The 26,316-nt window shown below is 40.2% G+C and carries 25 protein-coding genes; 16 read left to right on the top strand and 9 right to left on the bottom strand.

The window, feature by feature from the left end; translation table 11 throughout:
- Positions 1-279 precede the first annotated feature (279 nt).
- Positions 280-1,581, bottom strand: a complete 1,302-nt coding sequence (locus tag AB4128_RS08580; RefSeq protein WP_065109002.1) for a DEAD/DEAH box helicase — start codon at positions 1,579-1,581, stop codon at positions 280-282.
- A gap of 218 nt (positions 1,582-1,799) precedes the next feature.
- The gene (locus AB4128_RS08575; RefSeq protein ID WP_372037448.1) at positions 1,800-3,587 is read right to left on the bottom strand and encodes an aminopeptidase P family protein; all 1,788 of its coding nucleotides are present in this window, start codon (positions 3,585-3,587) and stop codon (positions 1,800-1,802) included.
- Between the two features lie 221 nt (positions 3,588-3,808).
- Here AB4128_RS08575 and AB4128_RS08570 point away from each other — a divergent pair, with 221 nt between their 5' ends.
- Positions 3,809-5,023 (top strand): M24 family metallopeptidase, encoded by a 1,215-nt coding sequence (locus AB4128_RS08570; protein ID WP_372037447.1) that lies wholly within the window; start codon positions 3,809-3,811, stop codon positions 5,021-5,023.
- Between the two features lie 157 nt (positions 5,024-5,180).
- Here the strand turns inward: AB4128_RS08570 and AB4128_RS08565 are convergent, their stop codons facing one another.
- The 5 genes from AB4128_RS08565 to AB4128_RS08545 form a co-directional block, all read right to left on the bottom strand.
- Positions 5,181-5,651: an FKBP-type peptidyl-prolyl cis-trans isomerase gene (locus AB4128_RS08565; protein WP_055024272.1), complete on the bottom strand. Its 471-nt coding sequence runs from the start codon at positions 5,649-5,651 to the stop codon at positions 5,181-5,183.
- Positions 5,652-5,751: 100 nt separating this feature from the next.
- Positions 5,752-6,096 (bottom strand): DUF1294 domain-containing protein, encoded by a 345-nt coding sequence (locus AB4128_RS08560; protein ID WP_055024271.1) that lies wholly within the window; start codon positions 6,094-6,096, stop codon positions 5,752-5,754.
- Between the two features lie 105 nt (positions 6,097-6,201).
- Entirely contained in the window at positions 6,202-6,825 is a 624-nt protein-coding gene (locus AB4128_RS08555) for a YceI family protein (RefSeq protein ID WP_372037446.1), read from the bottom strand.
- Between the two features lie 8 nt (positions 6,826-6,833).
- Positions 6,834-8,054 carry a DUF418 domain-containing protein gene (locus AB4128_RS08550; protein WP_372037445.1) on the bottom strand — a complete coding sequence of 407 codons (1,221 nt, stop codon included), beginning with the start codon at positions 8,052-8,054 and terminating at the stop codon, positions 6,834-6,836.
- A gap of 98 nt (positions 8,055-8,152) precedes the next feature.
- Positions 8,153-8,626 carry a hotdog fold domain-containing protein gene (locus tag AB4128_RS08545; RefSeq protein ID WP_055024269.1) on the bottom strand — a complete coding sequence of 158 codons (474 nt, stop codon included), beginning with the start codon at positions 8,624-8,626 and terminating at the stop codon, positions 8,153-8,155.
- 337 nt (positions 8,627-8,963) lie between these two features.
- Between AB4128_RS08545 and AB4128_RS08540 the strand changes: the two genes are divergently transcribed.
- From AB4128_RS08540 to AB4128_RS08480, 13 genes are all read left to right on the top strand, one after another.
- A complete protein-coding gene (locus AB4128_RS08540) occupies positions 8,964-9,854 on the top strand; it encodes a DUF368 domain-containing protein (RefSeq protein WP_372037485.1) in 891 nt (296 codons plus the stop codon).
- Positions 9,855-10,032: 178 nt separating this feature from the next.
- A complete protein-coding gene (locus AB4128_RS08535; RefSeq protein WP_372037444.1) occupies positions 10,033-10,992 on the top strand; it encodes a DUF523 and DUF1722 domain-containing protein in 960 nt (319 codons plus the stop codon).
- 51 nt (positions 10,993-11,043) lie between these two features.
- Positions 11,044-12,510 carry a deoxyribodipyrimidine photo-lyase gene (gene phrB, locus AB4128_RS08530; protein ID WP_372037443.1) on the top strand — a complete coding sequence of 489 codons (1,467 nt, stop codon included), beginning with the start codon at positions 11,044-11,046 and terminating at the stop codon, positions 12,508-12,510.
- A 258-nt stretch (positions 12,511-12,768) separates the two neighbouring features.
- Positions 12,769-13,980 carry an NnrS family protein gene (locus AB4128_RS08525; protein WP_119968932.1) on the top strand — a complete coding sequence of 404 codons (1,212 nt, stop codon included), beginning with the start codon at positions 12,769-12,771 and terminating at the stop codon, positions 13,978-13,980.
- A 96-nt stretch (positions 13,981-14,076) separates the two neighbouring features.
- Positions 14,077-15,432: an ammonia-forming cytochrome c nitrite reductase subunit c552 gene (locus tag AB4128_RS08520; RefSeq protein WP_080917413.1), complete on the top strand. Its 1,356-nt coding sequence runs from the start codon at positions 14,077-14,079 to the stop codon at positions 15,430-15,432.
- 341 nt (positions 15,433-15,773) lie between these two features.
- Positions 15,774-16,217, top strand: a complete 444-nt coding sequence (locus AB4128_RS08515) for a nuclear transport factor 2 family protein (RefSeq protein ID WP_055024364.1) — start codon at positions 15,774-15,776, stop codon at positions 16,215-16,217.
- On the top strand, positions 16,214-16,978 hold the full coding sequence (locus AB4128_RS08510; protein ID WP_080915185.1) for an SDR family NAD(P)-dependent oxidoreductase: 765 nt from the start codon (positions 16,214-16,216) through the stop codon (positions 16,976-16,978). The genes AB4128_RS08515 and AB4128_RS08510 overlap by 4 nt, the downstream gene beginning before the upstream one ends.
- Positions 16,979-17,053: 75 nt before the next feature.
- Positions 17,054-18,322 (top strand): NAD(P)/FAD-dependent oxidoreductase, encoded by a 1,269-nt coding sequence (locus AB4128_RS08505; RefSeq protein ID WP_055024264.1) that lies wholly within the window; start codon positions 17,054-17,056, stop codon positions 18,320-18,322.
- Complete coding sequence (locus tag AB4128_RS08500) at positions 18,319-19,131, top strand: DUF1365 domain-containing protein (RefSeq protein ID WP_372037442.1); 813 nt, start codon at positions 18,319-18,321, stop codon at positions 19,129-19,131. Before AB4128_RS08505 ends, AB4128_RS08500 begins: the two co-directional genes overlap by 4 nt.
- 77 nt (positions 19,132-19,208) lie before the next feature.
- A complete protein-coding gene (locus tag AB4128_RS08495) occupies positions 19,209-20,480 on the top strand; it encodes a cyclopropane-fatty-acyl-phospholipid synthase family protein (protein WP_055024262.1) in 1,272 nt (423 codons plus the stop codon).
- A gap of 2 nt (positions 20,481-20,482) precedes the next feature.
- On the top strand, positions 20,483-21,013 hold the full coding sequence (locus AB4128_RS08490; RefSeq protein WP_372037441.1) for a DUF2878 domain-containing protein: 531 nt from the start codon (positions 20,483-20,485) through the stop codon (positions 21,011-21,013).
- Between the two features lie 13 nt (positions 21,014-21,026).
- The gene (locus AB4128_RS08485) at positions 21,027-21,701 is read left to right on the top strand and encodes a chalcone isomerase family protein (RefSeq protein WP_372037440.1); all 675 of its coding nucleotides are present in this window, start codon (positions 21,027-21,029) and stop codon (positions 21,699-21,701) included.
- Positions 21,701-22,246, top strand: coding sequence for a DUF3833 domain-containing protein (locus AB4128_RS08480; RefSeq protein ID WP_065109014.1), 546 nt, complete (start codon positions 21,701-21,703; stop codon positions 22,244-22,246). The genes AB4128_RS08485 and AB4128_RS08480 overlap by 1 nt, the downstream gene beginning before the upstream one ends.
- A gap of 170 nt (positions 22,247-22,416) precedes the next feature.
- Here AB4128_RS08480 and AB4128_RS08475 read toward each other — a convergent pair whose 3' ends face one another.
- The gene (locus tag AB4128_RS08475; RefSeq protein ID WP_065109015.1) at positions 22,417-22,761 is read right to left on the bottom strand and encodes a DUF3634 family protein; all 345 of its coding nucleotides are present in this window, start codon (positions 22,759-22,761) and stop codon (positions 22,417-22,419) included.
- A gap of 286 nt (positions 22,762-23,047) precedes the next feature.
- Here AB4128_RS08475 and AB4128_RS08470 point away from each other — a divergent pair, with 286 nt between their 5' ends.
- Both AB4128_RS08470 and AB4128_RS08465 read left to right on the top strand, forming a co-directional pair.
- Entirely contained in the window at positions 23,048-24,499 is a 1,452-nt protein-coding gene (locus AB4128_RS08470) for an NAD-dependent succinate-semialdehyde dehydrogenase (protein ID WP_372037439.1), read from the top strand.
- A gap of 179 nt (positions 24,500-24,678) precedes the next feature.
- Positions 24,679-25,419 (top strand): DUF599 domain-containing protein, encoded by a 741-nt coding sequence (locus AB4128_RS08465; RefSeq protein ID WP_055024256.1) that lies wholly within the window; start codon positions 24,679-24,681, stop codon positions 25,417-25,419.
- 590 nt (positions 25,420-26,009) lie between these two features.
- Here AB4128_RS08465 and AB4128_RS08460 read toward each other — a convergent pair.
- Positions 26,010-26,312, bottom strand: coding sequence for a hypothetical protein (locus AB4128_RS08460; protein ID WP_372037438.1), 303 nt, complete (start codon positions 26,310-26,312; stop codon positions 26,010-26,012).
- Positions 26,313-26,316 lie beyond the last annotated feature (4 nt).

Here is a 26,316-nt window from a genome sequence, read left to right as displayed (position 1 = left end):
TCCATATTCAAATAAAAAGGGTTAGTCTTATTGAATGCCAAACAAGGCATTACTTCATTGTTGTCTCAATTTAAAGTGTGCATAGCAGTGACTTTACTTTCACAATCTACTAGACCCGAGCATAACAGTTTTTATTTCATGATATAGACTTAAAAGTGAATTTAAATTTACATCTTAGGTGTGTAGCGATAAAAATGACAGCAATTGAACTTTGAGGGGCAATAAAAAAGGCGCTTGTAGCGCCTTAATTTAGATAAGCTTTGATATTAAGTTAATGAACTATTTTAGTTTTTTATACTTAACTGTGCTGGTTGATTTACCAACAGTGACACGGCGTCCTTGCATGTTTCGCTCTGCAACAACTTGTGCACCCGCATTGTCAACTCGTTGCTGTTTTTTGGCAAAGCTACGACGTTTTTGAATTTGTTTTAGCAATAACTCTCTGCTGCCGACTTCGTAACCTGGCATGGTAATTCTGCGAATAGGCTGATCGATTAACTTTTCAATATCCGCAAGAGTTCGCTCTTCTTCACGGCTAACAAATGAAATTGCAGTGCCAGATTTACCAGCTCGACCTGTGCGACCAATACGGTGAACATAATCTTCAGCAAGGAAAGGTAAATCATAGTTAACAACATAACCTAGGTTTTGAATATCTAAACCACGGGCTGCCACTTCTGTTGCAACTAGCACACGAACTTTACCTTCAACAAATTCACGTAATGCACGGCGACGGCTGCCTTGGCCTTTTTCTCCATGAACAACTGCAGATGGAATCCCATCTAAATTCAGTTCTTTAACCAATACATCGGCGGCATCACGTGTTGCGGTAAACACTAATACTTGTTGCCAATTCTTGGTACCGATGAGCTCTGATAATAACTCACGCTTACGGCGCTGCTCTACGGGGTAAACTACTTGGCTTACTGTTGCTGCTGTGGTGTTTTGCTTATCAGCGGTAATCACTTTTGGCTTATTAAGCATTTCATTGGCTAACTTTTTCACTGATGTTGAAAAAGTAGCTGAGAAGAGTAAGTTTTGACGTTGCTTATTAACGGCTTGCAGGATTTTTTGAATATCAGTGCTAAAGCCCATATCTAACATACGATCGGCTTCATCAAGTACTAAAAATTCCACGTTTGATAAACTTAAATTACAGGCTAATAAGTGTTCTAAAAGGCGACCAGGGGTGGCAACAATAATATCTGCGCCGCGCTTTAGTTTTTGCGCTTGGGTTGCCACTTTTACACCACCATAGATGGTCAGCACTTCAATGTTAATATTTTTACTGTAATCAGTGATGTTTTCAGCAACTTGTGCAGCAAGCTCACGTGTCGGCGTTAAAATAAGCGCGCGGGTGTTTGAGTGTTGCACTTCACGTGGATTCTCAACCATTTTTTGTAGTAAAGGCAGTGCAAAAGCAGCTGTTTTACCTGTGCCCGTTTGCGCACTTGCAAGTACATCTTCACCACGGCGGATAGCTGGAATAGCTTGTTGCTGAACGGGTGTCATAGTTTTATAACCGCAATCAGCGATCGCACTTAATATTTCAGGGGCGAAGCTAAAAGATTCAAATTTCATCGGTATATGTTCCTATCATTATCACGTCGTTCAACGGGTTATTTACAAGCTCATTATAACTGCTATAAGAAGCGGCGGCGGAGTATAACAAATATAATTGATTAATTCTTAACTTAATCTAATGACATTTTGAAGAAACAGGCAAAAACACAAAAAAATACCAAGTTTTTGTTCAAAACTTGGTATTCAGTGCTCGTTAGCGTTGACTTATGGCGTTGTTATAACTCACTAGTCACTTGAGTAAGCCAAGTTAAATCTTCGCCCTGCATGAGTGGCGATAACGTGCTAAATACTTTGGCATGGTATTGATTGAACCAATTGATTTCGGCTTTAGTTAACAGTGATTTATCAATTAGGCGTTTATCCATCGGAATTAAGGTGAGTGCATCAAATTCCATCATCTCACGTTCAGCATTAACCAGTGTCTGTGAAGGGATAACTGCCACCAAGTTTTCAATTCGAATACCAAATTCATCAGCACGGTAATAACCTGGCTCATTAGAAAGCACCATTCCTGGTAATAATGCTACGCCATTAACATTTTTACCTATGCGTTGTGGGCCTTCATGAACACTTAAAAAATGTCCCACGCCATGACCCGTGCCATGATCATAATCAAACCCATGTTGCCATAAATACTGGCGAGCAAATCCATCAAGTTGTTGGCCTGATGTGCCTTTCGGGAACTTAGCTTGATCAAGAGCAATATGGCCTTTAAGCACTAAGGTGAACATTTTTTGTTGTTCAGCAGTGACATGACCAATTGCGATGGTGCGAGTGACATCAGTCGTACCGTCAATGTATTGAGCGCCAGAGTCAACAAGGTAAATGCTGTTCATGGTCATTTGGCTTGGCGTGCCATCAAGGTGATTGTAATGGCACATTGCGCCATTACCACCCGTTGCAGAAATGGTGTCAAAGCTAGGCTCACGGTAAAGTGGATCCGTTAAACGAAATGATTCAAGCTTATCAGCGAGCTGTGCTTCATCGTGCATCACATTAGCGGCAACTTCACGGTCAAGCCATGCAAGGAAACGACTAACGGCTACGCCATCTCTGACATGGCTTGCGCGCATTCCGTTAAGTTCTGCTGCATTTTTTTGTGCTTTTGGTAAAGCGACAGGGTCGCTACCTGCAACTAATACTGCACCCGCTTGTTGGGCCGTGAGTTGGCTCCACGCATTGGCAGTATTTGGGTCAGCTAATAGTTTTACACCGTTAAGTTGCGATAAAGAATCAGCTAGAAGTGACTCATCTTTGAAATCAACACCAGCGCCAACATGTTCAATGAATCCAGCTGGCATTTTGGCAATATCAGCAAATAAGGTCATATCACCATTGGTTGATAATAATGCACAGCCCAATGTGACAGGTAGACGTGGAACGTCATTGCCACGGATGTTAAGTAGCCAGCAGAAAGAATCTAATGCAGCAATCAATGCCATATCTGCGCCTTCTTTAGCGACTAGTGCACCAATCTGTTGACGTTTTTCAAGGCTATTTCGCCCGGCGCCTTCATGGCTAAATAGGGTAATAGGTTCACTAGGTAATACTGGGCGGTCATGCCAATGAATATCAATTGGGTTTTCTGCAACACTGATTAGCTCAAGTCCTGCTTTGGTAAGTTTATGCTCAGCTTGTTGGTACCAAGCTAATGTATGCAGTCGAGTGTCGATTCCAACACGTTTACCTGAGCCTAATTGATCAATGAGCCATTCAACTTGCGGGGTATCGTATAAGCTTTCGTAACTAAATAGTTCGCCATTAACCTGTTGCTTAACTTGTACGGTATAGCGACCATCAACAAAAATTGCCGCAGAATCTTTTAAGACAATTGCCATCCCAGCAGATCCAGTAAATTCCGTTGCCCATAGTAGGCGCTCATTTCGCTCAGGGACATATTCTCCGAGGTATTCATCAGCTCTAGGAATAATAAACGCATCGAGATTATGTTTAGTTAGTTCTTCACGAATGGCCTGTAGGCGCTGATTAATAATGTCTGACATGATAACTCCGTTGGAGAGGGCTGATTGATTCAGTCTTATTGATGAAAGGCGATTATCGCAATTGCCCGAGGCGCTTTGCAAGTTAAAGACTATATTGGGCAAATGTTACATGAGCGATAAACCAGTAAATACTGATATGAATTTATATTGTATACATTTTCAAATTGCAGTTTACACTAAGACAAAAATCTCATCACCCTTAACTTTTTTTGGAGTCATTTATGACGATTGGAGTTGGTACTCAAACTCAAGAGCAAGCGCTGGCAAGTTTATCGGACATGACAGAGGATGTAGTTAGTATTGCACTTGTGGAATTTGAACAACGTATTGCTAAAGCGCAACAGTTAATGCAGCAGCAGGGCATAGAAGCCATTTATGTTAATGCTGGTACCAATTTATACTATTTTACTGGGACTAAATGGTACGCCAGTGAGCGCATGGTTGGAGCCATCATCCCAGCAACAGGTGATGTTGAATATATTGCACCTGCGTTTGAGCTAGATACTTTAGAAGGCTTCATGGCGATTAAAGGTAAGGTAAATACGTGGCATGAAGATGAAAGCCCTTACGCACTTTTTGCCAACACAGTCAGCCAGATGGGTATATCTTCCGGTAAAATTGGCATCGATGAGTCAACTGCGTTTTTCATTTTTGATGGCATGCGATTAGCGAACTCTGAGCTTGAATACGTCAATGCTAAAAGCATTACAGCTGGCTGCCGGATGATTAAGTCAGCATCAGAGCTTGCTTTATTACAACGTGCCAAAGACATGACTTTGGCTGTTCATATTGCAGCAGCTAGCATATTACGTGAAGGGATCACGACTGCTGAAGTGGAGCAATTCATTCATGAAGCGCATAAAAAGGTAGGAGCCCCTGCTGGTTCTTATTTCTGTATTGTGTTGTTTGGTGAAGATACTGCTTATCCTCACGGGGTTAAGTCGCCTAAATCTCTTGATGTAAATGATACGGTACTTATTGATACTGGCTGTCAGCTACAAGGCTACAATTCTGATATCACTCGTACTTATGTTTTTGGTGAGCCTAATGAGCGCCAACGCGAACTATGGCAACTAGAGCAACAAGCTCAGTTAGCTGCTTTTGAGGCTGCTCAAATTGGTAAAACTTGTGCGAGTGTCGATAAAGCCGCGCGTGAGGTTATTGTAAATGCGGGGTTTGGCCCTGGTTACGATGTACCAGGTTTACCCCATAGAACCGGTCATGGTGTTGGACTAGACATCCATGAGTGGCCATATTTGGTATTAAATGATCATACTGAACTGACTGCTGGAATGTGCTTTAGTAATGAGCCTATGTTATGTGTGCCGGGAGAGTTTGGCGTGCGCCATGAGGACCATTTTTACATGACCGAAAAGGGAGCGGTTTGGTTCACTGAACCCGCTAAATCAATCGATGATCCTTTTGGCCTAGCGTAGATTTAGTTATCATTTGATTAAATCGACATCAGGCAGTAAACGTTGATATTTACCTAATGCTGAAATACGCCCATTAGCAATGACGAATGGGCGTTTTGTTAAGTATTAGAGTGATAATTGAGTTGAGTTAATACTTTGATTTAGTTGAACGCTTGATTTAGTTGATCGCGAGTAATTCAACTTCAAAAATTAACACTGAACCGCCTTCAATTTTACCTGCCGCGCGGTTACCGTAAGCCAAGGTGCTTGGTACAAAAAATTTAAATTTATCACCAACTGTCATTAGCTGAACACCTTCAGTCCAACCTGGAATTACACGATTAAGTGGGAAATCGATACTTTGACCACGCTCCACTGAGCTATCAAACACTGTGTCATCAATCAAAGTGCCATGATAATGCACAGTAACTGTGTCCGTTGCTTTAGGATGCTCAGTTCCTTCACCTTTATGCATGACTAAATATTGAAGCCCTGACAGTGTTGTTACAACCCCTTCTTTTTTCTGATTTTCTAGCAAGAATGCATCACCTTTAATAATGTTTTCTTGAGCTGCTTTTTTATTATTTGATTGAGTAAAAAAGTAAAAGATGAGTCCAGCGATGACGCAAATAGCCAATAAGACTTTCATAGTAAGTTCTCGTGTGTATTCTGGTGGATTGTCGTTTTACGCATGTTACTGATTGATAGTGCTGGGGTAAAGTTTCACGCTTGCTTAAGGTGACTTTGCGTTAATTTATGCCTGTGTGTCTTAACTGCAAGTAACACATGCTTATAACTAATAAAATATTTAAAACAATCATCACCCAATAAATCCACTTAAAGGGCGTTTTTTGCGTTTTATGGCGGAAATATTGCTGCGCAAGAACGCCCGCTGGCCAGGCGCCAATGAAGGCTAAAATATATAAGGTACGCTCTTTCACTCGCCATGTTTGCTTACTGGCAGCACGTTTATCATGCCAAGTCACGGCGGCACAAATCAGGTTTATGAGCAGCACGTAATAACCTAAATAGCTAGATAGGCTAAAGCTTGCAATGATGAGTGCTAGGCAAGATATCAATCCAAATAGTTTCATTGGTGCTCGTTTGGTTAAATGTTCAAGGCGATGTCAATAAGGGGTACTTTACATAAGGGATGCCATAAAAGGGCTATTTTAAACAAGAGCCGCTTTAAGCAAGAACTATTTTAAAAATTCAGCATAAATTTCTAAATCTATTTCATCACCGACAATCGGTATATAACTGCTCATGTTAAAGTCAGAACGCTTAATGCGACCTATGGCACTAAACCCTACAGTGTACTTACCTGTCATCCAATTATCTGCGCCGCCATGAAAAGTTGCTTTGAATGTGACGGGTTGAGTGACCCCTTTAAGCGTTAAGTTGCCTGTAAAATTAAATTGGCTCTCAGATATTGGGGTGACTGTATGGCTTGCAAATACCGCTTGAGGAAAAATTTCAGAATCAAACCAAGTGGATTCTTGTAGGGTCTCAGCTAAGTCTGGATTGTTGATATCAACAGATTGTATATCGACTACGGCGGTTAAGCTCGCTGCGGCCATATTGTCTGGGTCAAAAGTCAGTTCAGCATCAAACTGATTAAAACGCCCCACATAAGTCGATAAACCAAGATGCTGAATTTTAAATAGCAACGCGGCATGATTCTTATCGAGTTGATATTCACCGCGCTGCAGTGCAACCAGTTCAGATTTAACATTGGGAGCCACCCAGCTGACGCAGCTTGATAACATCAATATTGCGCCGATTGAGCACACAAGCGACTTGTTAATAATCCATTTATTCATAAGGTAGCTCACTGTGAGGTCATCTTGTTTTGACTATGGCGAACTCGATTTCGCCATAATGCTTCTAATGGCCCTTGCTTGAAGAACCGCAAATACAATGGGGCAAACACTAGCTGTAATCCAATGATTATCCCAGCAATAAAGACGTAATCAATTCTATTCATTATCAAATGTAATTCAGGTGCATAGTATTGAATAATATAGCGAAATAATATCACGCCAATAACGGATTGGATAATGTAACAACTCAAGGCTAGTTTACCGACATCTTGCAAACGACTTAATGCATGTGGACTGTTTTTGCACAGGTTAACGATCAAATGGATATAAATCATCGCCATGGGAATGGCACTTATTATCACTGTGGCTGCGGAGAGCTCTTTTAGCACCGGATTAGATGAAAAACCCAATAAAGTATCAATAACAGAGAATATAATGGTCCACGTAATGCATTTTAGTAACGTGACTCTATCTAACCCGTGTTCAAATATTCCTTGCCTGTAAAGCGCCATTCCCCACATCATCAAGCCGCCAATAAACCAAACGAGTGTAAAGGGCGTTATGATAAGCATGAATCCCACTTGAATAAGCTGCAATATTACGGTGTTGAGATAGCCAGCTGACCATTCTTGTAATTGCTCAAGGTGCAGTTCGGAGCCCCGAAAGTACAGATCATCTTCAATTGTTAAACTAAACAAAGCGACTAAAATGAGTGAAAGAGCAACAAATTGAGTTGCGCGCTTTTTGAGTATTTCGAGATCGCTATTGATATAATTAAGCGCTAAAAAAGCGCTGATACCGTAAGTTAATAATATATCGCCAGCCCAAATAAATACGCCGTGCATTAGCCCAATTAACATAAGCCATAAGAGGCGTTTTTTCATTAATGGGTAAGCAGGTAGACTTTGCGATTCATAGCGCTGAAATTGCACCAATAAACCTGCACCAAATAAGATGGAAAGAAGGCTTAAAAATCGGCCTTCCAGAAATACATTACTAACTACCTCTGTGAATATATCCATCTTTGGCTGTATTAAATGCGGGGCATAACCGTAAAAACTATCATTCATAAAAAATATATTCATGAATAAGATGCCAAGAATAGCTAATCCCCTTAAGGCGTCGATATTATGGTTACGGTTTCCGTGGCTTTCGTTGATGGTATTGACTTGATTTGGGCCAGTATTGGTGACGCTGGTAGGCGTACTAATATGAGCTGCAGAATCCATTTCGCTATTCATATTGTTTTTGTGTGGTGATCGATGATTAAAAGCCTAACAGTCACTGAATCAAAAAGATAGCAACAGCTAGGCTGTAATAGAAAGGCTTATTTTTGTGGTTTTTCAGAGATCCACAATTTAATTGTGCCGCGAACAACCACATTACCATCGGTGTCATAGGCATTGACAGGAACCAGTAAGTCACCAACTTGCCATTGTTCGGGTGTGACTTCTGCAACACATAAAATATCACTGCCTGCCTTGGCGGTATAATCGACTGTCATTCCTTTTGGGATCCAGCGTAGGTGCTTAGGTATCGATGCTTCGGCCATCACACCCATTGCCATTTCTAAGCCATTACAAATAGCAATCACATGTACAGTTTTAATATGATTGTGCACAGCTTTGCGCTTTTTGATTAAACAAGCACAGCGATTGACTTTTAGTTCAGTAACGAGAGGCTTTACCGTGGCAAAATAGGGAGCCATACGTGACACCATAATCGAGAAAATTTTATTCCCGAATGGGTATTTGGTTACTTTGTTATATAAAGCTAATACATGGTTAGGCTTGTTGCTCATATCGATCCTTCTCTTATTAGAATTATTTTGACATCTGGTCTGATGAGTTGGTTTGGGTTAGTTTAACATCCTTGTAACGCCTTGCACATATGCCAAGGAAATTGAAAAAAGATTAATGACAGAGATTAGAGAATATCGAGGTATAATTTATTTAAATTAATGATGAGGCTTGAGAACTTTACTCATAGGCCTAGGTCATAGGGCGCATCAAGAACATCATACAAGCTACCACTGAGTCAAAGCGCATGTTTTGACAAGGTAATGCAATTTTAAATAATTAAATTCAGCGTTTTATTAAGGATTAGCTTTGCAGCAACTATTAAATTTTTTCAAAGGAATGGCGATGGGCGCCGCGGATGTTGTACCGGGCGTATCAGGCGGCACGATTGCGTTTATCACAGGGATTTTAGATCCACTTTTAGACGGTATTCGAAAGATCAATCCGTCTTTGTTTGGAGTGATAAAACAGCAAGGTATCAAAGCGGCTTTTTTACATATTAACGGTCCATTTCTAGTCGCTGTTTTTGGCGGTATTCTGACCAGTATTTTTACACTGGCTAAGCTCATCTCATGGTTACTGACAAATCATCCAATCCCTGTGTGGTCGTTCTTTTTTGGGCTTATTCTCTTTTCCGTTGTGCATATGCTCAAACAGGTGAGCAGGATTAATTTGATACGTTGTATCTTGTTTGTACTCGGTGTGGCGTTCGCCTGGTTTATCACCGTACTTAACCCTATTGAACTTGATGTCAGTTACCTTACCTTTTTCTTTGCAGGCTGCATTGCCATTTGCGCCATGATTTTACCAGGGATCTCAGGTAGTTTTATTTTATTACTTCTAGGACTTTATCCTGCGGTATTAGCGGCAGCTAAAAGCTTTGATGTGCTTATGCTTGCGTGTTTTGCATTAGGCTGCGTGGCAGGTTTATTGAGCTTTAGCCACGTATTGTCTGCCATGTTACGTAAATTTCATGATGAGACATTGCTATTTTTAACTGGATTGATGCTGGGCACCTTAGGGAAAATCTGGCCATGGAAAGAAGTACTAACTTGGCGTGAAAATTCGAAAGGTGAGCAAGTCCCTCTAACTGAGCAAAATTTATCACCGATGCAGTTTGAGCAATTAACTGGGGAGTCGTCACAACTGTTTGCCGCTATTGCCTGTTTATTGGTGGGTATTGGACTTGTGTGGGGCTTGGAAAAATTTGGTAAGCATTCTGCTAAGTAGGCAGACTAATAATAAGAATTAGCCCGTAATGGGCTAATTCTCGCTAATGTTACTTTGAGAATAAATTAATTTTACTTTTTATTATAATTTAATGAGTTAAAGACTAATATTTAAAGACACAAGTGATCTCAATAGCATGACATGACGTAATGCTTATTAAGCCACAAGGAGTTGTATCGTGAACAAAGAAATCTTTAACCCTGAAAAAATTCAAATTGGTATTAGCAGCTGCCTATTAGGTCAAAAAGTGCGTTTTGATGGCGGCCATAAAAATTCTAACTATTGTAATATCGACCTAGCACCATTTTTTGACTACATCAGTGTATGTCCTGAAATGGCAATTGGAATGGGGGCCCCACGAAAAAGTATACGTCAAGAGCGTGATGGCGATAAAATTTTCGTCAAAAGTGCAGACGGTTCAATCGATGTTACTGATAAATTAAACGAATACAGCGAAAAACGAGTTGGCGAGCTCGATTTTATTGGCGGATATATTCTCTGCGCTAAATCACCGACTTGCGGTATGGAACGTGTTATCGAATATAAATACGGCACCAATAACGGGACTAAAAGTGGCGTGGGTGTTTTTGCCAAAAAGCTGATGGACAAATATCCTCATCTTCCAGTCGAAGAAGAAGGGCGTTTACATGACCCTTTACTCAAAGAAAACTTCATTACTCGTGTTTATGCATATCATGAATGGCATTGTTTACAGGCTGAAGGTTGGACAAAGCACAAACTGATGCAGTTTCATGCTCGTTACAAGTATTTACTCATGGCGCATAGCCCACAATGGTATCGAGATTTAGGTCCAATATTAGCCAACATAGAAGATCTAAATGAGTCAGCTCAAACTTATTTTGAAGGGTTTATGACGGCGCTGAAACTTATCGCGTCACGAAAAAATCACACCAGCACATTGCAACATATTCAAGGATACTTTAAAAAACATCTGTCAAAAGAGCAAAAGCAAGAGTTGAGCGAATCAATTATGAAGTACCGTGAAGGTGTGTTGCCTTTGTTGGTACCAATAACCTTGATTAACCATTACTTACGTGAGTACCCAACGCCTTACATTGAAGGCCAGGTGTACCTAAATCCTCATCCTGAGGCATTACGACTACGTTACGCCTACTAAATTTATCTCACTGATAATATTAATAATTGTTCCTATTGAGATAGAGGCTTAATGATGAAAACACTCATTTGGTTCAGGCAGGACTTGCGTCTTGCTGACAACCTAGCGCTTTGTGAAGCATTTGCTTACGCGAAATCTGCGTTATCAAGTCCAATAAAAGTGAACAACGAACAAGTTGAAGCCTTGTACGTTGTCAGCACAGAGCAGTGGCGCCGCCATGATGTTGCTCCTATTCAAATTGATTTTATTGAACGACATGTCAATATTTTAGCCAAAGGGTTAGCAACACTTGGGGTTAAACTTCACGTAGTGCACCTTCCTTTATTTGATGATGTTGTTGAGTGGATGCCATCGTTTTTGGCGCAACACCAAATAGAAAAAGTGTTTGCAACTCAAGAGCCCGAAATTAATGAACGTCAACGTGATGAGAAGCTGCTTAAATTAGGACTTCCAATTGATTTTGTGGCTCAAGATTGCATTGTTAACGCTGGTTGTGTGAACAACCTATCAGGGCAAATGTATAAAGTTTTTACTCCCTTTTCTAAAAAGTGGCGTGAGATTACTGCAGGTATGGCTATAGCACCGCTTGCTGTTCCGAAACCAATTGCTGCGGCCTTACCCGAGCCAAGTGCAATTGTCTTTGATGCAGAAAAAAAGTCGAGTCATCTTTGGCGTGCAGGGGAAGGAGAGGCGAAACGCATTTTAGAGCAATTTTGCTCGCAGAGTATTCAAGATTACCATTTAGAGCGAGATTTCCCTGCTTTAGACAGTACCAGTAAATTATCCCCCTATTTAGCGATTGGAGTGATTAGTGCTAAGCAGTGTTTAGCCTCTGCCCTTAATCGATTTCCTGAAGCGCTGGTGGACGACACTAGTCCTGCGAAAACTTGGATTAATGAACTGGCATGGCGTGAGTTTTATCGTCATTTATTAGTGGCTTTTCCAAGGCTATCAAAAGAAAAAAGCTTTAATGAGAAAGGAGATTCCGTTCAATGGCGGAATAACATTGAAGAGTTTTCTGCTTGGTGTGAAGGACGAACAGGTTACCCGATTGTTGATGCTGCCATGAGGCAACTTAATCAAACTGGTTGGATGCATAATCGATTAAGAATGGTGGTGGCAAGTTTTTTAACCAAGCACTTACTCGTAGATTGGCGGTGGGGAGAGCGCTATTTTAGACAACATTTAATTGATGGTGATTTAGCCGCGAATAATGGTGGTTGGCAATGGTCGGCAGGAACAGGTTGCGATGCACAACCTTATTTTAGAGTGTTTAACCCGATGAATCAAAGCAGTAAGTTCGATCCCGATGCGAGTTTTATTAAACACTATGTACCTGAATTGAAAGATGCGCTGCTAAAAACAATTCACCAACCTACCTTTACTAAAGACACTCAAATGTTTGATGATTTGTTTAGTGATAAGCAAGCCAAGTCAGTGAACTATCCTTCGCCTATTGTTGAGCACAGCTTTGCACGCAAGCGAGCTATAGAAGTATTAAGTTCGCTAAAGCGTTAATGCCTTATCTAATTTTTATCAATACAAGCCACTTTTAAGTGGCTTTTTTTGTTAACACTGCCTTTTCAAATCTAACTTAAACCGAAGTCATCAAAATAGTTCATTGCCTTTATTTGCGAGAGATCACAGTTTCAACTAGGTTAGTAACACTGACCATTTTTAATGATTGCTGGAATGGAATTAACAACATACAATAAACATATATTTTAAATACATCTTTAAGTGGTTCCTCACGTTAAGTTAAAAGGTTTGAATATCATGCTAAATATTGACGATCCGGCAGAAACTGAAAAAACCGCAGCAATATGGCGATTAGCATTTAGGCCTTTTTTCTTAGGCGGTGCAGCGTTAGCTATGCTTTATATTCCATTGTGGTTAATGGGTTGGTACATTCCCGAATACAGTTTGTTTAATAGTCAATTTTGGTCAAATGTATTGCCTTTATGGTGGCATCCACATGAACTGTTATTTGGCTTTGCAATGGCTATCGTGTGCGGTTTTTTACTGACGGCAGTACAAACTTGGACTAATCAACCTAGCTTGAAAGGGCCTATGTTGGCTTTAACATTTACCAGTTGGTTTTTAGCCAGACTATTGTTGTTATTGCCTTTTGATATTCCACTATTTTTACCTGCTTTTTTTGATAGCGTGTTTTTAGGCATTGCTGCCTTCACCATGTGGCGGAATGTTTATCGTGTGAAGCAATGGCAAAATATTGGTTTTTCTATCATGCTTACAGTGGCGCTTGTGGTTAATCTTGTGAGTTATTACGCATTACAAGAACGTAATTTCATTTTAGCTAATCAAATTTGGCAAGGAATGTTATTTTGGTTGGCTTTGTTGATTACGATAGTAGGTGGTCGAGTCATTCCTTTTTTCACGGCGATGAGAGTAAAGCTGCCAAAAGCTGAACCAATTTTTGCCATTGAGAAAAGCTTACTTGTGTTAATGATTACGCTTGTTATACAAGCCATTTTTGAAATCTTTCCAATAGCGGTTGAGCAAGTGCTATTGCTAAGTGCTGGCGTATTGCACTTAGTCAGAATCAGCCGCTGGTTACCGCACAAAACAGTGAAAGAGCCAATGCTATGGTCATTACATCTATCGTATCTATCCTTGCCTATTTCATTGTTGGGTTTAGGTTGGTTTATCAATGATGAATTTGCCTATCGGAGTCTATTGCACCTGTTTGCCATTGGCTGTTTAGCTTCATTGTGCTTATCAATGATTTCAAGGGTGTCACTTGGACATACCAGCAGAAACATTTATCAAGGTCCAAACATGGTATTAGCATTTGCGTGCCTACCTATTGCAGCTTTATTTCGAGCGGTGATGCCGCTACTTATGCCGGCTAATACACAGGTTTGGTTATGGATTGCGGGTGGCTTTTGGTTTACGGCCTTTGCGCTATTCGTTTGGCATTATAGTCCTATTTTATCTCGTCCAAGAATTGATGGACGACCTGGTTAATAGCCTGATGAGCTATGACATTTTATTACGTTGGAAGGAAAAACTGTGAATAAGCAATTAGCTTTGTTTAAACAACATAACAGCAAGGTGTTGGGGATGACTAAAAAGTGTGTAGCGAGTTTTGTTGCTGTATTGGGCTTAGCTTCATGCTTCGCTGCAAGCGCCAAAACAGATATCAATCAAACTAAGTTTCCTGACCAATATAAAACTTGGGCCGAAACAGAAGAGCAAACAGAGCGAGAAGATATGTTAGCAAGTTACCCTGCTAACATTATCTTATGGGCAGGCTCTTCATTTGCCAAAGAGTATCACAGTCCCCGTGGGCACCAATTTGCGGTTGCAGATGTCACCCACACATTACGCACTGGCGTGCCACCTAAGGAAGGTGAAAAAGGCACGTCAGCAAGCTGTTGGACATGTAAAACACCTGATGCACCTCGTTTAATTAAAGAGATGGGGTTTGAAGGGTATTCAGCGTCTAACTTTACTGACTTAGGTACGGAGATAAATAGTGTTGTTTACTGTACTGATTGTCATGTAGATGGCAGTGCTGAACTCGCACTACCTCGTCCGCATGCTCAAAATGCAATGAGCAAAACAGGTATTCCGTTTGAAAAACAAGATGCATCAATGCAAGGGGCACAAGTATGTGGTCAATGTCATGTGACTTACTACTTCCAACCTGAAAAAAGTAACGTCGTTAACATGCCATGGATTTTTGGCAGTGATACTGACAACATTTTAAAATACTACGATACTCGCCGATTTTATGAGTGGATCCATCCTATTTCTAAAACGCCGATACTGAAGGCGCGTCATCCTGAGTTTGAACACTGGAGCCGCAGTAAACATGCAGAGGCGAATGTGACTTGTATTACTTGCCACATGCCAGTTGAAGAAAATGCAAAAGGTGAAGAGTTTACCAACCATAAAGTGGATAAAGCATTACCGCACTTTGATAAGACATGTATAGCGTGCCATGAAAGCAAAGAAGCGATCACAGCCCAGCTTGATGCTGATAAGCATGAAATTGAAGCAATGGCTCGTGAGGTTGAAGGCTTGTTAGTGAAAGCCCATTATGAAGCGAAAGCAGCTTGGGATGCTGGTGCTAATTGGGAGCAAATGAATAGTGCGATTATGTCTATTAGGCATGGTCAATGGCACTGGGACTTTGCGATGGCTTCACACGGTTTATATGCCCATAACCCAGACGAAGGCCGTATGCTGCTGAGCCGAGCAACATCTCAAGCTAAAATGGCAAGAGCGGTACTTGCACAAGTATTAGCAGGTCTTAAAGTGGACAAGGTTGAGTATCCAGATATTAGCTCGAAAGAGTCAGCACATGCCGCTGTGGGAATTAATGAAGCTAAACTAAGTGAAGCTAAACAGATGTTTATTAAAGATGAAGTTGAAAAGCATTGGAACCCAATTGCTGTAAGAGGCTATCAATAAGCTATTCAGTCAATTTTGGCAAGCTGGTGAATCAATACTAAGTTGATCATTTAGCTGAATAGCATTAGTAAAAAGCACCTAGGGTAACCTAGGTGCTTTTTTTTGATCTTTAGAAGCTAATTCAACGTACTTAAGGGTATATAAAATATTTAGGTTTTGTTTGATTATTTTTAAGACAAATCCAGTAACTAAGCTTATTATCAATAGATAACTATTCGTTTTAATTGCTTTTTGTTTACTGTACTTCAGCTTTTAAAAATTAAACATGATGTTTAGTGAAATGGTTCAAGGAGAGTTAAATGCACAGTAGCACTAATACCGTTAGTGAGTTACCTGAGCCGATGAATTTCGATACGCCTGTTCAGGCGCAAATTGTTGATGACTTCATTAACATGTATCAACAGCTCAATAAGAATACTTTGCACCTTCTGAATCAGGTCTACAGTGAGAATATCGTGTTTCAAGATCCACTACATAAAGTAGAAGGATTAGCTGATCTGACCCAGTACTTTGCGAACATGTATGCCAATGTTGAGGCTATCAACTTTGATATACAGCAAGTAAGTGCCTCTGCAAGCCAAGCTTCAGTTTTTTGGATCATGACTTACCAGCATTCTAAGCTGAATCATGGCCAGCCTATTAATGTTGAAGGCATGAGCCATCTGCAATTCACAGATAAAATCTATTCTCACCGTGATTACTTCGATCTTGGCCAGATGCTATATGAACCCATTCCACTATTGGGAAAATTGATTCGGATGGTTAAGTCTAGGGCATCGTCATGAAAACCAATACAGCTAAACAGGAAGCGATTTTAATCACAGGTGCAAGTTCTGGTATTGGGCTTGCGTTAGCACGTCATTATATTGAGCTGGGATACCATGTGTTTGCGTGTGGTAGAAATGAGCAATCGCTCAACACCATTGGCGGTGCATATCCGTTAGTGTTTGATATCAATGATAAATATCAAATAGAACAAGCATCAATGCAACTTAGCACTATGCTGAATAATAAAGGATTAACGCTAACAACCGTTGTTCTCAATGCGGGGAGTTGTGAGTATATAGATAATCCGCTTCAATTTGATGGCGCTTTATTTGAAAGAGTGATTAACACTAATCTGATTGCAATGGGGTATTGTTTACAGTTTTTTTTACCACTTATTGCTGCTCATGGCCGTATCGGTTTAATGAGCTCAAGTGCGACCTATTTACCTTTCCCTCGTGCGGAAGCTTACGGCGCGTCAAAAGCCGCTGTTAATTACCTTGCAAGTAGCTTGCGGTTAGATTTAACACAACACGATATTGGAGTCAGTGTGATATGCCCAGGCTTTGTATCAACGCCACTAACTGATAAAAACGATTTTTCGATGCCGATGAAAATCTCTGCGCAACAAGCGGCTATTGATATTTTTAGTGGATTGAAAAAAGGTCGTGATGAGATTCATTTCCCTAAACGTTTTACCTATATCTTGAAATGTTTAGCTTGTTTACCTTCGGGATTGATTAACAATTTACTTGCGCCTAAAGCGCAGAAGCACTCTTAAAATGGTTAAAACTGAGATTTTGACCTCTAGAACAGTATAAATGGTCTAAAACAATAATAATCATAAAGGATTAATATGAAAAAAATTGCAGTGGTTGGATCAGGTATTTCAGGGTTAACATGTGCTCATTTACTCAGTCAATTACATGAAGTGACTGTATTTGAAGCGAATGACTATATCGGTGGGCACACGGCAACAATTGATGTCGAGGTGGGAGGGAAACCCTACGCCATTGATAGTGGTTTTATTGTATTTAATGACCGTACTTATCCAAGATTTCAGAAATTAATGGCACGTTTAGATGTAAAGTCTTTGCCTACAGAAATGAGTTTCAGCGTTCAAAACACCCAAACAGGTTTAGAGTACAATGGCCACACGCTTTGGAGCATGTTTGCTCAGCGTCGTAACTTATTAAAACCTGATTTTTATCGATTTCTAGCTGAAATCGTTAAGTTTAATAATCAATGTAAAGCCATTTATGATGCAGAAGACTATCAAATTGACACGTTAGGCGAGTTTTTAGATAGCCAAGGGTTTTCTGATTTTTTCAGTGAACACTACATTTTACCTATGGGCGCCGCCATTTGGTCTGCCAGCATTAACGATATGCGTGCCTTCTCGTTACGATTTTTCATTCGATTCTTCCATCATCACGGATTGTTGAATATCAGCGACCGTCCGCAGTGGTATGTACTTGAAGGTGGCTCTCGTAGTTATATTCCTGCACTTATTGAACCATTCAAACAGCGCTTGTTTCTCAATTCTCCGGTAACGTCAATTGAACGTAAGCATGATGGGGTCAATATAAAAATTAACGATGGAGAAGTGCAGTACTTCGATGAAGTCATATTGGCTTGTCACAGTGACCAAGCGCTAGCTATGCTAACTGACGCTTCTGAAGATGAGCGTCAAGTTCTGGGGGCGATGGCTTATCAAGATAATGAAGTTGTATTACACACCGATGTGAACCTATTGCCAAAGCGAAAAGCAGCATGGGCAAGCTGGAATTATCGTTTACAAGGGGTTGATGCGAGTGATATTGCGAATAAACCCGCCAGTGTGACTTACAATATGAACATATTGCAGCGTCTTCCTAAAGATGCCCCCACCTTTTGTGTCACCTTAAATCAAACTCATTTGATTGATGAGAGTAAAATTCTTCGCAAATTTAACTATGCTCATCCGGTATTTAATGAAGCGAGTATGGCAGCTCAAAAAGAGCGAAGCCGAATTTGTGGCGTGCGTCATACTCATTTTGCTGGTGCATATTGGTATAACGGCTTTCACGAAGATGGTGTGCGCAGTGGCTTAGATGTATGTAATAACTTCGGTATTAGCCTATGACATCAGTGGTAAAGTCTGACAAATTCCATAGTGGTATTTACCAAGGCGAGGTAACCCACAGACGGTTTACGCCTAAATCTCATTCTTTTGAATATGAGATGGCTTTGATGGCAATAGATTTAGATGAGGTTAACCAACTAGAAAAAATCAGTAAAATTTTTGGTTTGTCTAAATGGAGTTTGCTGAAGTTTAATCCAAGCGATTATTTAAACAATCTTACTAGCCAATTTTCTAATGAAGCAGTGATTGAATTAATGGCTGATTGTGATGTTATGTCTCCTGAGGCTGGCTTAAAGCATCGAGTGTTTTGGACCATTACACAGTTGGGGGCTAGCACTCAATGTGACTCGGTTATCTTTGCTGGGCAAATCAGGCATTTTGGCTTTTACTTCAGTCCTGTTAACTTTTACTTTTGCTATCAAGACGGCGAACCTATCTATATGCTCGCAGAGGTGAGTAATACACCATGGGATGAGCGACATTGTTATTTAGTGGACCTGCAAGATACTCAACACACTGATAAAGTGTTCCATGTTTCGCCTTTTCTTGATCTTGATATGCATTATCAATGGAAAATTACCCCACCCAGTAAGCGACTTAACGTCACGATTCAAAACCGAGATGACGCTAATAACAAACTATTTGATGCGAGTCTTTACTTAAAGCGTCGAACATTTACTGCCGCAAACATTCGCAAGATGTTGATAGGGTTTCCTATTATGACAGTGAAAATAATGTGGGGTATTTATTGGCAAGCTTTAAAACTGTTTGTAAAGCGGATCCCGTTTGTGGTTCACCCGCAAACTTAAATTAAACCAAATGACAACTTGTTACGTATATCAACATCATAATGATAAACAGATTAACGTAGGACGCGGAGAGTGATATGGAAAATACAGCAACAGGTGCCAACTTAGCTCAAGCAACTATTTCCGAAGGTTTTGCCAAGAAAATTTTATTAAAAGCATTAACGCACCTTTCTGATGGCTATCTAACGATTGTGAGCTCCGATGATCAAGCTAGCGCAGAACAAAGTGTGAGTTTTGGCAATTTTGATTCAGATTTACATGCCACTATCCAAGTCTCTCATCCTAGTTTTTACAAGCAAATTATTTGGGGTGGTTCAATTGGCGCTGGTGAAGCCTACATCCAAGGGCATTGGTCTAGTCCAGACTTGACTAAAGTGGTTCAATTGTTTGCTCGAAACCTTGCACTTTTAGACAATATTGAGCGCTACTTTTCATGGTTTAGTGTTGGTGTTAATCGCATCAAACACGTATTCAACCGTAACTCTACATCAGGCTCTAAGCGTAATATTCTAGCGCATTATGACCTAGGTAATGCAATGTATGAGCAATTTCTGGATAAAGAAATGCTCTATTCAAGTGCGTTATATCCGCATAACAGCGCCAGCCTAGAAGAAGCGCAACTACACAAATTGCACACCATTTGTGAGCGATTGGATTTAAAACCTGGCCAAACATTGCTTGAAGTGGGAACGGGTTGGGGAGCGTTAGCGATTTACGCAGCGAAACACTTTGATGTCAATGTCACCACAACCACAATTTCAGACGCTCAGTATGAATACGCAGCTAACAGAGTCGAGCAAGAAGGCTTGAGTGATCGTATTACCTTACTTAAACAAGATTATCGATTATTGACAGGTGAATATGACCGGGTTGTATCGATAGAAATGATTGAAGCGGTGGGTCATGAGTATTTACCGAGCTTCTTTAAGAAGCTTGAAACCTTATTAAAGCCTGAAGGAAGAATGCTTATTCAGGCTATTACTATTGCCGATCAGCGCTATGACAGCTATCGAAAAGGTGTTGATTTTATTCAACGTTACATATTCCCTGGTGGCTGTTTACCATCAGTAAGTGAAATGAACAAACATGTTGCAAAACAAACCGATATGGTTGTTTGGTCAATTGATGACATGGGGAAAGATTACGCACAAACATTACTTCACTGGCATCAACGTTTTGATCACGCGCAGCAAAAAGTTAAACAGCTTGGGTACGGTGAAGACTTTATTCGTATGTGGAAGTTTTATCTAAGTTATTGCGAAGGTGGCTTTTTAGAGCGCACTACGAGTGCGGTGCATTTGGTGGCTGTTCGTCCCAAGTATCGTACTGCTTTAGCAAGCGGTGCTTAACAATGAAAAGCCATACTAACATTATTAATGCTTGTGCATTTCAGGTTATTTGGTGGGCCGGTGTATTAGCCGGAAACCAATTAATTGTCATACCCGCATTGTTAATCGTATGGCATTTTGTGGTGAGTCAGCAAAAGAAGTGGGACCTTAAGGTTATGCTGGTAAGCGCCTTAGCGGGCTGTTTAGTCGACTCATTGCTGACGGTATTTGGAATATTTGAGTTCGCTTCATTCCCTATTTGGTTAGGGCTACTTTGGGCATATTTTGCTATCTCATTAAATTACAGTCTGGCACTGTTTAACCATTTGCCCGTTGCTATTCAAGCACTGCTAGGTGGCGTATTTGGCAGCTTAAGTTATATCGGTGGTGCTAACCTTGGGGCAGTGACCTTACCTCAAGGAACTGCTACAACAGCGATTGTATTGTTTGTTATTTGGTTTGTGTTGTTTCCATCTTTTTTGCATCTAGCAAAATCTATCGGTCTAAAGCAAGTCAAACACTATTCAAATAACGCCTTTAATCAACTGTCATAAAGGAGGAAGGAGCATGAAACTATATAGTAGAGCGGCAATGTTAACGTCATCAATAACGACAAAAAAACGTTGGTTAGCCAGTTTTAATATTAAACATGATACTAAGAATTCTTTGCGAACAATCGCTGCGACTTTATGCCTGACTCTGAGCCCATTTTCTTCAGCCGCAGTTACCGCTGATTTTGAAGCTGCAACGACAGCTATAACAGTTCAAGAATCAATGCCTGCGACTAAACAAGATACTAATGAATCAAGTGTGTTGAAAATGGTAGGGCAGGCAGATATGGACTTACTGTGGTTTTCTATTTATAGCGCAAAATTGATGTCTGTAGATGGGGAATACCAACAAGACCAATTTCCTTTAAAGCTTGAGATTGAATATCACCGCGACATTGATGCTGAAGATTTGATTGAAGCGACGGTCGACCAATGGCAGCACATAGGTATCGACAGTGAAGAAATTGTTCGATTACAACAGCAGATCGAACAAGCATGGCCAGATGTTAAGGAAGGCGATAGATTAAGTTTTATGATGCACAGCCAAGATAGAGGCCAGTTTTACTTCAATGAGCAAGCATTACCAATTATTCAAGAACCGGGGTTTGCTGCCGCATTTTTGGATATTTGGCTTTCGGAGCAAACCAGTAGACCAGAACTTAGACAGCAATTAATTGGAGCCAATAAATAATGACTCAACTAAATAGAATAAAGTCATTTTGCATAGCAACCTTGGCAGCTTTATCTTTAATGTCTTGCTCATCGGCTTCAATCGAGGATTACGATAAAACTACCCCTGTATTGGATTTGCAGCAGTTTTTTGCTGGTAAATTGACTGCTGCCGGCATTGTTCAGGATTTTTCAGGCACTGTGACTCGTAAATTTACAGTCTCGATGGATGCTAGCTGGCAAGATAATCAAGGTATTATTGACGAGCGATTTATTTATGATGATGGGGAAAAACAAACCCGAATTTGGCATATTACCGATTTAGGTAATGGCCAATATGAAGGAAAGGCTAACGATATTTTAGGTATTGCTACAGGCGAAGCTAAGGGCAGTGCGTTACGTTGGGCTTATGACATGAACTTGATTGTAGATGAGTCAGAATATGAAGTGCACTTTGATGACTGGATGTTCTTAGTGGATGAAAATACTATCATTAACAAAAGCGATATTATTAAGTTTGGGGTAACAGTTGCCCAAGTGACTTTGGTTATTCAAAAGCAACCATAGTTATTAAAAGAGTTATTTAAAAGAGTTATTAAAAAGAGTTATTAAAAAGAGTTATTTAAAAGAGTTATTTAAAAGAGTTATTTAAAAGCTAGCTAACTGTCTAAAATATCTATAGCAGATTGAGCAAAACTAAGGTTATTAAGAAGACAATAACCTTAGTAGTATCGCATTCAGCCTTTTAATTTTGAATTATCAGGCTGTTTTTTATCGTAATATTCAAATGGAAACACATTTCTAATTCGTTGGGTTAACTTATCTGATACGTTGGCAGATACGTGTAATCTGACATCACCTTGCTTTTCAGCACGTACTGTACAAGTTAACTTTTCAGCTTTTGCTATGGCTTTACATTCTCTTGAGAAACGTTCAGGTATTTTGCCCGAATGTTTATTCAGTTTCCCTTCTTTGAAATGCATTTCAAATATTGTTAGTCCACGAGAACCTGAAAAAATAAGTTTGTAAGCAATGACAAAAAAAACTAATACAAAGAGTACTTTAAAACCCGTTTCAAGCATATATCGATCCTTTTAATTTCAATCCTTTAAAGACACACTATCAATAATAAAGATACTCCGCTGATATAAGATTGCAATCCATTTAGGGCATTAATACGTTGGATGATGGTTAGATCACATCGCTGAAGCACGACATTTGAAGCATCATTGAATACACAATTGATCTTGGGTCGTTATGTCTATGAAACTTAGTTACTATTAACTTATTCGAGTGAGCCATCCCAATTATTGATGAGTCAGTTTTTGAGTGTTGGTTAGGTACTTATTTTCGTTAAAAGGTCATGCTATGCACCGAGTTCAAGATGCCTTTCTTTTTCGTCAACAAGCTTATGTTAATGGTCAATGGATTGATGGGGATTCTGGTTTTACTCAAGATGTAATCAATCCCGCTACCAATGAGCTTGTTGCCTGTGTGCCACAACTTAGTGAATCACAAGTTCATTCTGCGATTAGCGCAGCGCAGCAGGCATTAGCCCCTTGGCAAGCGTTAACGGCTAAAGCACGCCAACAAATACTGCTCAAGTGGCATCAGCTTATACTGCAGCATAGTGACGACCTTGCCAGGATTATGACGTTAGAGCAGGGAAAACCCCTCGCGGAAGCTCAAGCTGAAGTGAATTATGGCGCATCATTTATTGAGTGGTTTGCTGAGGAAGCAAAGCGTGTCTATGGAGAGACAATTCCGGGGCACCAATCAGACAAACGCATAACCGTCATAAAGCAAGCCATAGGTGTGACTGCGGCTATTACGCCATGGAACTTCCCCTTAGCAATGATTACTCGCAAAGCTGCACCAGCATTAGCCGCAGGCTGCAGCATGATTGTCAAACCCGCACCACAAACGCCATTAACTGCACTTGCACTAGCCGAGCTTGCTCATAGGGCAGGAATTCCTAACGGGGTGTTTAATGTGGTTATCGGAGAGGCAAAGAAAGTAGGTCAAATCTTGTGTGAAAGTCATCAGGTAAGAAAGTTATCTTTTACTGGCTCAACAGCCGTGGGGGTTAAATTAATGCAACAATGCGCCCCCACAGTAAAAAAGTTATCACTAGAGCTTGGCGGCAATGCGCCTTTTATTGTGTTCAATGATGCAGATCTTGAAGCTGCTGTAGCAGGGGCGATACAAGCTAAGTTTAGAAATGCTGGGCAAACATGCGTTTGTGCAAACCGTATCTATGTGCAATCAGGGATCATAGAACAGTTTACTGAGAAGTTCGTCAAAGCGGTTACAGCGCTTAATGTAGGAGATGGCTTTGATGTAGAGACTGATATTGGACCACTGATAAACCAAGATGCCGTTGATAAAGCCAAATCGCACATTGCTAATGCCTTATCACTTAATGGCAAAGTATTAGTTGGTGGTCAGCCACTTACAGAGTCTGGTCACTTTTTTGCTCCCACAGTGATAAGCAATTGCCAGCAAAACATGTTAGTAGCAAAAGAAGAAACCTTTGGACCCATCGCCCCTATTTTTGAGTTTGATGATGAAGCACAAGTGATAGAAATGGCTAATGATACAGATTTTGGTTTAGCTGCATATTTTTATGCAAACGACATTAGTTTAGTTTATCGGGTTTCAGAGGCGTTAGAGTTTGGCATGGTTGGGGTTAATACAGGGCTGATTTCAACTGAAGTTGCTCCGTTTGGTGGGATTAAGTCTTCTGGTATTGGTCGAGAGGGATCCAGACACGGTTTGGATGAGTACCTTGAAATGAAGTATGTTTGCGTTTCAATATAAAGCGTTTCTCTTTTTATCGAGCGTTTAGCGTTATATGCAGTAGCGCGTTTACAGCAAATAGATTGAATACGTAACACTAACCGCTCAATTAACCGAATAATGTTTTATTAATAAAGCGGTTTAAGCGTTAGAGAATGTGATGCATAATTAAACACATCACCAATAACCAATTGAGAGCGATGCTTTTTTCTTTATTCGATATTTTAGCGCTTGTCTGTTTCTTCCTTTGTTGGGTGGGATACACCATTTTTGCTCGAAAAAAAGCAAAAAATACTAACTGTATTGCTCGATGCTTACACCAACACCGAATTCATTGGATGGCAGAGGTTATGACCAAGGAGATCCGCGTAGGTGAAGCGTCTTTATTGGCCAATTTAGAACGAAATATCGCATTTTTTGCCTCGACAACCTTACTGGTCTTAGCAGGTGTGTTAACGCTGTTTGCGCAAGTAGAGCGACTTGAAGACGTCATTAGCTCGATACCATTTGCTGCAGAGCCCAATCATGCATTAGTGCAAGTTAAGCTCGCTTTGCTTGCGGGTATTTTTGTATTAGCTTTTTTTCAATTTACTTGGTCAATGCGTCAATATGGCTTTTTGAATGTGATGATAGGCGCAGCACCCATAGACCCAACAGGTCAAAATAAAAATTTAGCTGCCTATTCCCGACAAATGGCCACTGTAGGTGATCAGGCTGCTCATTCCTATAATTATGGTCTACGCTCTTATTATTTCTCAATGGCGGCGCTGTGTTGGTTCTGGAACCCTATGCTATTGATTGTGGCGAGCTTGCTGGTGGTATATACCCTTTATCAACGAGAGTTTAAGTCTAGAGCGGTCAGAGCGATTACGGCAGCTCAAACTCATTTAGAGATTGCCAAAGCAGTCAAAGACAAAGCTCATGAAAGGTCAACGTTATAAGCTGTGACTATTTGATTGGGAGTGTTGAACTCCATTTTGTTGAAAAATAGACATGAAAAAGCCGCTTAAATTTCTTTAAGCGGCTTATCAAAATTGGTGGCCCCTCCCAGACTCGAACCATTATATGGGGTAAATGGCTTTTCAAAAAAGAAATTGATACTGTCCGTCCGTTCATGTTGCCTTATGTACTATTTGGCTTATATCCTTGTTCAGCTTCCTATATAGTATTATTATTTAGTGCAACCATAAGGTTGTATTTAATGGTGATACTAGTATGCTCGGCTTATGCGTATTCCGGTCTAGTGGAACTACTCTGCATTTTTATGTGAACCACTAAAACAGTTTTCTGGGTCAAGTGTTTGAGTGCGCGAGGAGAATGGGACAGTCATTGGTACTGGGCTGCTCTAGTATGCCAAATTGAAAGGCTAAATTTACTTTATAAATAAGAAATATATTAATAGAATCTATATTTATTAGTATCTAAAAGCCTATTTTTATACCCAAACCTTTACAAAAATCTTCAATTACAATGTCTCAGATAGCAAATCATGTAAACATGAAACCAAGTTAAGTTAGTATTGCAGACAACTTCACTCTTTCAATGAAAACATCATTTTCTCCAGACTGAAGAATAATATTTGCGAGGATTTGGCTGTATAAAATGTATATCCATCTTCACCATGTAAAGGAAGATGATAACAAGAGCCTGACTCTTGCGACCATTCCCAACACTTTCCACATTTTGATAAAACAGGAGGTTTATTAGAGCCAGAGCTGAGTCGCCAAGAATCTCCATCTGAATAGCCACCGCGCCAACTCGCAAAGATTTTAAAAAATACATCACCTTTATTGGTGAATTTTAAAATTACCCAGCCATGAGGTTTATGAATCATAACA

It is taken from the genome of Shewanella sp. 10N.286.52.A9 (genome assembly GCF_041468985.1).
Lineage (GTDB): Bacteria > Pseudomonadota > Gammaproteobacteria > Enterobacterales > Shewanellaceae > Shewanella > Shewanella japonica.
Note: the sequence above shows the minus strand (reverse complement) of the source record. Positions and strands in the feature narration are given on the sequence as shown.